Source organism: Mesobacillus subterraneus (genome assembly GCF_000934845.1).
Taxonomy (GTDB): domain Bacteria; phylum Bacillota; class Bacilli; order Bacillales; family Cytobacillaceae; genus Mesobacillus; species Mesobacillus stamsii.
Window position 1 is genome coordinate 1 of record NZ_JXIQ01000152.1, and the last position, 2559, is coordinate 2559.

At 38.6% G+C, this 2559-nt stretch carries 3 protein-coding genes; all 3 read left to right on the forward strand.

The features are described 5' to 3' along the window. Positions 1–215 precede the first annotated feature (215 nt). Positions 216–599: a four-helix bundle copper-binding protein gene (locus tag UB32_RS16665; protein WP_241768535.1), complete on the forward strand. Its 384-nt coding sequence runs from the start codon at positions 216–218 to the stop codon at positions 597–599. A gap of 220 nt (positions 600–819) precedes the next feature. Beyond that, positions 820–1329, forward strand: a complete 510-nt coding sequence (locus UB32_RS16670) for a hypothetical protein (protein ID WP_044395821.1) — start codon at positions 820–822, stop codon at positions 1327–1329. A gap of 485 nt (positions 1330–1814) precedes the next feature. Beyond that, positions 1815–2264: a DUF305 domain-containing protein gene (locus tag UB32_RS16675; RefSeq protein WP_044395822.1), complete on the forward strand. Its 450-nt coding sequence runs from the start codon at positions 1815–1817 to the stop codon at positions 2262–2264. Positions 2265–2559 lie beyond the last annotated feature (295 nt).

The window sequence follows — 2559 nt, forward strand, 5'->3', positions numbered from 1 at the left end:
TCTCCCACCTACTCATTGGGCTTTAGCCCTTCCCATTCCTTGAGGATGGGAGACTTCTTTCGGAAATCCGTTAAAATCGAAGAAAATCTGTCTTCCTGTTATTTGTGAAGGATGATCCCTCAATAAATTTCATTTACGAGTAGGGGCATTGATACATGCACAGAATCCTCCCTTCACCATATAAATAAAACGTTAAATAAAAGGAGGTATGTGTTTTGTATTCAACACAAACATTCAGACAATATGGGCAATATTCGGGGGCTATGGGAGGTCAAATGGCGATAGGATCTTCGTTGCTGCATACTGTTCAGCACTGTGAAGCAACATGTGAACATATGGTCACTCACTTGATTGGTTTACCACATGATGATAGGAGAGACGTTCAGATTCTGTTAGTAAGAGATTGTGCCGATATGTGCACACTGATGGCAAAATACCTTGCAAGAGACAGCTTTTTCTCAAAAGCTCTTGCCAATTCTTGTGCCTACGTCTGTGAACAGTGTGCACTGGAATGCTCTAAGTTCCCAGATCAGATGTCCCAGAATTGCGCCCAAGTTTGCCAGCATTGTGCCCAGGCTTGCAGGGCATTTGCCGCGTAAATTTGACTCCCAGTCAACCAGCAAAACACCAGTAAAACAAGAGATATTCTTGAATTTACAAGGTGTTTTTTTTTGTGCAGCCAAATCAGACAGATCCTTCTTTACCCCTAAGTTGAAAATTGGTTTTACCTGTACTGACGCTACATAATATAGTTTTTAAGACAAATTACCTTACACCGGCAGGGTGAGTATCCTACTAAAAGAGGAGGATGATAAACAGATGAATTTGCCTGCCGTCGACTTAGGGATTATGGTCGAACATTTAAGTACTCATGAAGGAGTCATCAATAAGCTGAAAATGTATTATTCTTCAGTCCAAAACCCTATGTTGAAAAATATTTTGGAGATGAATATTCATACATTGAGAAACCATGTCAAGACGATGCTAGCGCTTATTGACCCTGACCAAACACATAAAGTACATTTGCCTGAAATGAAACATTTTGATTTTCATATGAATGCTGGAAATCTTAGTGAAAGCGACAAAAATATTGCTTTTGAAGCAAGGTCCACTGCGAAGTTGATGGGCAGCGATAATTTCACTTCGGCTTTGATGATGAAGGATCCCAACGTGAAAAATATCCATGTTCAAATGGCTTATCAGGATGTGAGCATGCAGATGATCTATGACCATTTAATAAAGCATACTCATGAAGAATTCATTCCAACTGTCAGTAAAGAAATGCAACGTATGACTTTGCAGCACTTTAAACATGTACAAAATGAATAGAATTTTTAGCTCGGGAGCCGCTGGCTGATGGCTCCCGGCTGTATATGGCAGCGTTTGTGCATTTTTTATGCAGTTTATTTGCTTGAAGAAGTGGTAGAAAGTAATAAACCCCAAAAAATAGAACAGGAGGAATCCATATGTTATTGCCTGCAACTGATAAGGGGCTAATTTCCGAACATCTATCAGCCCACCACGGCTTGATAGCTAAGATTAAGGTTCAAAAAACAGGGTGAGAATGAGGATTTTAAAGAACAAGCTCGATTTGTTAAGAAGCCTTATGAGACTGATGATGAACATGCGAAGTCCTTGCGAAGAGGTTCCTACATTGGACGAGCTTCCATTTGAAAACCAATTTGTAGGAAAAGTGAAAAATGGGAGTTAGTTGAACAAGCATCTTGCTTAAAACCATTCTCGATGGGCAGCAGACAGCAACTGATTAACATAAGAAAACACATTCAAAAAATTATTTTTAGAGGTGGATATGAATGAAGCCATATATGAAATTTGCCGGAATGGTTATTGTCTCTACAATTGCCATGTTTATCTTTAAATATCTCAACACCTATAAACTGGATCATGTCTATTTCAGTGAATCCAGGGCTTATATGGCACTTTTAATGGGAGCCACAATGACTATGATTATGTTAGCGTTTATGCGTAATATGTTGGAAAATCGCAAATTAAATACAGGAATTGTAGCTGGCAGCCTTGTTGTTTTCTTCGTTTCACTCTATTTATTGCGAAGTCAAGTCCTCGTGGATGATGTCGATTATATGGAAGCCATGATTCCTCACCATTCCATTGCAATATTAACTAGTGAGCGAGCTCAAATTACAGACCCAAGAGTTCGGAGGTTGGCCGACAGCATTATAAATGCCCAAAAAAAAGAGATCTCTGAAATGAAGAAATTGATAAATGACCTGGAAAAAGAATAGCAAACCTCCATTATTCGTTAATTTAATTTGACGATTGAAATCAAGTGTTAATTGCAGTAAAGTAGCCATTATAAGAATCCTTTCTGATGGTTATTTCGTCGATGTTTTAACCTTATCAGAAATGGATTCTTTTTTCATTTATTTCATGCATGAATGATTTACAAGAAAGCCTATTAAGCAGGTGATATTTGCCTATTTCTGAAAATCAGTGAATATTTCAGGGCAAAAGAAAACCGGGCAAACTGCGCCCGGTCTTTTTTTGGTTTTGCTGATTAACGGGCTGTTGATTGGAACG